Annotated in this window: 5 protein-coding genes; all 5 read right to left on the reverse strand. The window is 67.5% G+C overall.

What is annotated here, in order from left to right; all coding sequences use genetic code 11:
• Window positions 1-410 (reverse strand): CoA-transferase (locus AC1DHD_RS13155; protein ID WP_476880140.1); only part of this gene is annotated, 410 nt, incomplete at its 3' end.
• A gap of 2 nt (window positions 411-412) precedes the next feature.
• Window positions 413-1,210, reverse strand: coding sequence for a CoA transferase subunit A (locus AC1DHD_RS13160; RefSeq protein WP_476880141.1), 798 nt, complete (start codon window positions 1,208-1,210; stop codon window positions 413-415).
• Window positions 1,211-1,230: 20 nt separating this feature from the next.
• Complete coding sequence (locus AC1DHD_RS13165; protein ID WP_476880142.1) at window positions 1,231-2,394, reverse strand: acyl-CoA dehydrogenase family protein; 1,164 nt, start codon at window positions 2,392-2,394, stop codon at window positions 1,231-1,233.
• 51 nt (window positions 2,395-2,445) lie between these two features.
• Window positions 2,446-4,605 carry an acetyl/propionyl/methylcrotonyl-CoA carboxylase subunit alpha gene (locus AC1DHD_RS13170; RefSeq protein WP_476880143.1) on the reverse strand — a complete coding sequence of 720 codons (2,160 nt, stop codon included), beginning with the start codon at window positions 4,603-4,605 and terminating at the stop codon, window positions 2,446-2,448.
• Window positions 4,606-4,612: 7 nt separating this feature from the next.
• On the reverse strand, window positions 4,613-6,220 hold the full coding sequence (locus AC1DHD_RS13175; protein ID WP_476880144.1) for a carboxyl transferase domain-containing protein: 1,608 nt from the start codon (window positions 6,218-6,220) through the stop codon (window positions 4,613-4,615).
• Window positions 6,221-6,301: the final 81 nt, after the last annotated feature.

The raw sequence follows: 6,301 nt of genomic DNA on the forward strand, positions 1-6,301 counted from the left end.
GCGCCGAGCACCGCGACATCCACGTGCCCGCCACGGATCATCCCGAAGGACGCCGCCGAGTCGAAAAACGCGGCGCCCTTGTTGACGGTGACTGTTTCCTTGCCGGCGTTGATCAGGTCCGGATCGATCTGATCCTCGGCCGGGTAGGGCCCGACGCCGAGGATCCCGTTCTCCGAATGCAGCACCACTTCGACCCCGGCCGGAATGTAATTGGGGATCAGCGTGGGCATCCCGATGCCGAGGTTGACGTACTGGCCGTTGTGCAGCTCCTGCGCCACCCGGGCCGCCAGTTCGTTGCGCGTCCAGCCTTTGCCCTGCACACCGGCCGGATGTTCGACGGCGGAGGGCCGGTACTCGTGCCGGACCGCTTCGGGGCGGGGCGGGGCGTCCTGGGGCTTGTTCGGTTCCATCGCTATGCTCCTGCCTGGCCTGGCGAACGTTGTGCCGCACCGGGGCCACCGGTCACGGCAACCGTGCGCTTTTCGATGCGTTTCTCACCCTGCGGCGCGAGGACAACCCGCTGGACGAAGATTCCGGGAACGTGGACGTGTTCGGGGTCCAGCTCCCCCGGCTCCACCAGTTCCTCGACCTCAGCGATGGTGATCCTCCCGGCCATGGCGCAGAGCGGGTTGAAGTTCATCGCGGTCGCGTGGAAGACCAGGTTGCCGTGCCGGTCGCCCTTCCAGGCGTGGACCAGCCCAAAATCGGGCGTCAGGGCTTCCTCCAGCACGTAGTCTGCGCCGTGGAAGCTCCGCACCTCCTTGGCGGCGGAGGCGACCGCGACGTTCCCGTCGGCGTCGTACCTCTGCGGCAGGCCGCCGTCGGACACCTGGGTCCCGACGCCGGCCGGCGTGTAGAAGGCGGGGATCCCGGCGCCGCCTGCGCGCAGCTTCTCTGCCAGGGTTCCTTGCGGGGTCAGGACGACTTCGAGTTCGCCGGCAAGGTACTGCCGCGCGAATTCCTTGTTCTCGCCCACGTATGAGCTGATGGTCCGGCGGATCCGGCCGTCTTTGAGCAGGATCCCCAGTCCCCAGTCATCGACGCCGCAGTTGTTGCTGACAGTTTCCAGGTCCGTCGCGCCGCTGCCGTGCAGGGCCTCGATCAGGGCTGCCGGGATTCCGCACAGCCCGAAACCCCCGACGGCGAGGGAGGCGCCGTCGCGGATGTCCGCGACGGCCTCGGCGGCGCTGGCAACAACTTTGTTGATCATCGCAGGATCCTTCCGGCCGGCTACAGTCCCAGTTCGCGGGCGATCAGCATCAGCTGGACCTCCGTGGTGCCTTCGCCGACTTCGAGGATCTTGGAGTCGCGGTAGTGGCGCGCCACGGTGAATTCGTTGATGAAGCCATAGCCGCCGAACACCTGGGTGGCGTCCCGCGCGTTGTCCATGGCTGCCTCGCCTGCGACCATCTTAGCGATGGCGGCCTGCGTCTTGAACGGCTTGCCGGCGAGCATGCGGGCCGCGGCGTCGTAGTACGCCAACCGGGCGGTGTGGGCACGTGCTTCCATCCGGGCGATCTTGAACGCGATGGCCTGGTACTTGCCGATGTTCTGGCCGAAGGCGCTGCGTTCCTTGGCGTATTTCACCGACTGGTCCACACACCCCTGGGCGGCGCCGACGGCCAGCGCGGCGATCGCGATCCGGCCCTCGTCCAGGATGGACAGGAAGTTGGCGTAGCCGCGGCCGCGGGTTCCGAGCAGGTTTTCTTCGGGAACGTGGACGTTGTCCAGGGTCAGCGGGTGGGTGTCCGAGGCGTTCCAACCCACCTTGTTGTAGGCCTTCTCCGCAGTGAATCCGGGGGTGCTGGTGGGGACCAGGATGGTGGAGATTTCCTTTTTGATGCTGCCGTCCGGGCGTTCCTGCTGGCCCGTCACGGCCGTGACGGTGACGAGCTTGGTGATGTCGGTGCCGGAGTTGGTGATGAAGGCCTTGTTGCCATTGATGACCCACTCCCCGGATTCGAGCCGGGCGGTGGTTTTGGTTCCGCCAGCGTCCGAGCCGGCTTCCGGTTCGGTCAGGCCGAAGCCGGCTAGTGCCTTGCCGGAGGCCAGCAGCGGCAGCCATTCCTGCTTCTGGGCCTCGTTGCCGAAGCGGTGGATGGGCATGGCGCCGAGCGAGACGCCGGCTTCGAGGGTGATGGCGACGGACTGGTCCACCCGGCCGAGCTGTTCGAGGGCCAGGGCCAGGGCGAAGTAGTCCCCGCCCATGCCGCCGAACTCCTCCGGGAACGGCAGGCCGAACAGGCCCATGTCGGCCATCTGGGAGACGACTTCGTAGGGGAAGCTGTGCTCTTCGTCGTGCTTGGCGGAGACGGGGGCCACCACCTGGTCGGCGAATTCACGGACGGTGTCGCTGAGGTCCTGGTAGTCCTCGCTGAGTTCAAAATCTGGCATGGGGTGACTCCTGTGTCTGGGGGTGGCTGTGGGGGGCTGACGCTGTGGCTGCTAGTCCGCCGCGCCGACGGCGACGACGGACTCCTCGGCCGCGTCCTCCGCGGCCGAGGGTTCGTGCGGATGGATGGTGGCGAGGACCTGGTCGGCTTTGACGAGGTCGCCGGTGGCGGCGCTGATGTGGACGGTGCCGTCGAGGGGCGCGGTGAGCTGGTGTTCCATCTTCATGGCTTCCACCGAGAGCAGGACCTGGCCGGCGGTGACGGCGTCGCCGTCACTGACGGACACGGAGACCACGGTGCCGGGCATCGGCGAGCGCACCGCCGGGTCCGCGGCGCCTTCCTCGCGTTCGACGGCGGCCAGCACCCGGGCGAGCCGGGTCTCGCGGGTCAGGACTTCGAAGTGGCAGGACCAGCCGTCGTTACCGAGGAAGATTTCGGTTGGCATCGGATTGCCGGGACCCGGTAGGACTGGCCCCCGGTGTACCGGCGCCAGCGCGAAACTGCGCGATTCGTCGCCCAAGGTCAACTCCGTGGCGCCTCGCTTGGTGGACCGAAATGACGCCGGACGTCGCGGGCCGCCATTGACGCTGACCATGGCTGTCCCGTGCCCTACCGAGCCAGACACCTCCACTGTGGCAATTCCGCCGTCAGGTGTTCCGAGACTGATCCGGCGCGGTGCAGCGACACCGAGCCGCCATCCGTTGCCGCGATGCCAGGGACCCGCCCCAGCGTCCTGCGTCTCATGCTCGTGCATGGCAGCAGCGAAGACGGCTGCAGTGGCCAACTCAAAGTCGCCCGCCCGCCGGAAGTTGAAGTCCGGCATCTTGCGTTCGATCAGGCCGGTGTCGAGGCGGCCGGCTCGKACGTCGGCATCGTTGATCAGCAGCCGCAGGTATTCGACGTTGGTGTCGATCCCCAGCGCGGTGTAGCCGGCGAGCGCCTGGTCSAGGGTGTCCARRGCCTCCGCCCKGTCCYCGCCCCACGCGATAACCTTGGCRATCATCGGGTCGTAGCTGCTGGAGATYTGGAGGCCCTCCAGCAGGGCTGAATCGACACGGACCCTGCCATTCGCGGGACCGGGCATCTCGTCCAACAGCACAACCTGCCCGATGGACGGCAGGAAGTTCTTCTCCGGCACCTCGGCGTAGACTCGGGCTTCCACCGAGTGCCCGGTGAGTACGACGTCCTCCTGCCGCACGGTGAGTTCCTCCCCCGCGGCGATCCGGACCTGCCATTCGACCAGGTCCACGCCGGTGACCATCTCGGTGACCGGGTGCTCCACCTGCAGCCGGGTGTTCATCTCCATAAAAAAGAACTCGTCCGGGGCGTTGTCGGAGACCAGGAACTCCACGGTCCCCGCACCCGAGTAGTTGACGCTGCGGGCCGCGTTGCACGCGGCCTCGCCCAGGCGGGCCCGGATCGCGGCGCCATCGGGCAGGGCTTGCAGCAGCGGGGACGGCGCCTCCTCGATGACCTTCTGGTGCCGGCGCTGCAGGGAGCACTCGCGCTCCCCCAGGTGGATGACGTTCCCGTGGTTGTCCGCGAGGACCTGCACCTCGATGTGCCGCGGGGTGGTGACGAGACGCTCCAGGAACAGGGTGTCGTCGCCGAAGGCGCTGGCCGCGACCCTGCGGGCCGTGGCGAGGGTGGCCGCCAGGTCTTCCGCACGTTCAACGACGTGCATGCCCTTCCCTCCGCCGCCCGCGGAAGGCTTGATCAGCAGCGGGTAGCCGACGCCGGAGGCGGCCTCGATCAGCTGTTCGTCGCTCATCCCCGGCTCGGCGATGCCCGGGACTACGGGCACGCCGTAGCCGGTGACGTGGTTTTTGGAGCGGATCTTGTCGCCCATAACATTCAGGGATTCGACGCCGGGGCCGATAAAGGTGATGCCGGCCTGTTCCAGGGCGCGGGCGAAGTCGACGTTCTCGCTCAGGAAGCCGTAGCCGGGGTGCACGGCCTCGGCGCCGGTCTCGCGGCAGGCCTGGATGATGGCCTCGATCTTGAGGTAGCTTTCGGCGGCGGCTGCCGGCCCGATCCTGACGGCGACGTCGGCCTCCTGCACGTGGCGGGCGCCGGCGTCGGCGTCGGAATAGACAGCCACCGAACGGATGCCGAGGGCGCGCAGGGTACGGATCACACGGCAGGCGATCTCGCCGCGGTTGGCGACAAGGACCGTGCCGAACAGCGGCCCGTTGGGTGTTGAAAGGGTCATTGCTGGCTCACATCCGGAACAGGCCGAAGGAGGTCTCCGGCAGCGGGGTGCGGGAAACGACGTCGAGCGCCAGTCCCAGGACGGTGCGGGTGTCCGCGGGGTCAATCACGCCGTCGTCCCACAGGCGGGCGGTGGAATAGTACGGACTGCCCTGGTCCTCGTACTGGGCCTTGATGGGCGCCTTGAACGCTTCCTCGTCCGCGGCCGACCACTCCTCGCCGCGGGCCTCGTACTGGTCCCGCTTGACGGTGGCCAGCACGCTGGAGGCCTGGTTGCCGCCCATGACGGAGATCCGCGATGCCGGCCACATCCACAGGAAGCGCGGCGAGTATGCCCGCCCGCACATCGAGTAGTTGCCGGCCCCGAAGGACCCGCCGATGACGACGGTCAGCTTGGGTACGCGGGCGGTGGCGACGGCGGTGACCATCTTGGCGCCGTTTTTGGCGATGCCGCCCTGTTCGTAGTCCTTGCCGACCATAAAGCCGGAGAGGTTCTGCAGGAAAATCAGCGGGATGCCGCGCTGGTCGCAGAGTTCGATGAAGTGCGCGCCCTTGAGCGAGGATTCGCTGAACAGCACACCGTTGTTCGCCACGATCCCTACCGGGTGGCCGTGCAGCTTCGCGAAGCCGGTCACGAGAGTGGTGCCGTAGTTCTTTTTGAACTCATGGAAGCGGCTGCCGTCCACCAGCCGGGCGATGACCTCGCGGACGTCGTACTGGGCGTTGACGTCGGTGGGGACCGCCCCGTACAGCTCGTCCGGATCGGCCAGGGGTTCGACGGCGGTGTCCACGTCCCAAACCGGTGCGGCAGGCTTCGGCAGGGTGGAGACGATATCCCGGACGATCTGCAGGGCATGCTCATCGTTCTCGGCGAGGTGGTCCGTCACGCCGGAGATCTTCGAGTGCACGTCGCCGCCGCCAAGCTCCTCGGCGGTAACGATCTCGCCGATGGCGGCCTTCACCAGAGGCGGGCCGCCGAGGAAGATGGTGCCTTGGTTGCGGACAATCACTGTCTCATCGCTCATCGCGGGAACGTAGGCCCCGCCGGCCGTGCAGGATCCCATCACAGAGGCGATCTGCGGGATCTTGGCTGCGGACATCTTGGCCTGGTTGAAGAAGATCCGGCCGAAGTGCTCCTTGTCCGGGAAGACCTCGTCCTGCTTGGGCAGGAACGCTCCGCCGGAATCCACGAGGTAGATGCAGGGCAGCCGGTTCTCCAGGGCAATTTCCTGCGCCCGGAGGTGTTTCTTCACGGTCATCGGGTAGTAGGTGCCGCCCTTGACCGTGGCGTCGTTGGAGATCACCAGGACCTGGCGGCCGTGGACCAGGCCGATGCCGGCAATCACGCCGGCACCCGGCGAGTCGCCTTCGTACATACCGTCCGCGGCGAGCGGCGCGATTTCCAGGAAGGGGCTGCCGTCGTCAAGCAGCTGGTCGATCCGTTCGCGGGGCAGCAGTTTGCCGCGGGCCACATGGCGTTCGCGGGACTTTTCCGGACCGCCGAGCGCGGCGACGGCGAGGCGTTCCTTCAGCTCCCGGGCCAGCCCGAGCTGCGCCTCGCGGTTCGCGGCGAAGTCCGGGCTGCCCGGGTCCACCTGGCTGGCGATTGTCTCCATCGACTGCTTCCGTCCCTCGGCCACGGCGCCGGCGCCCGCAGTACGGACCCTCCGGCTATTTCGGTTAGTAACGCATAACTG

This window comes from Arthrobacter sp. 05L45_2 (assembly GCF_056397525.1).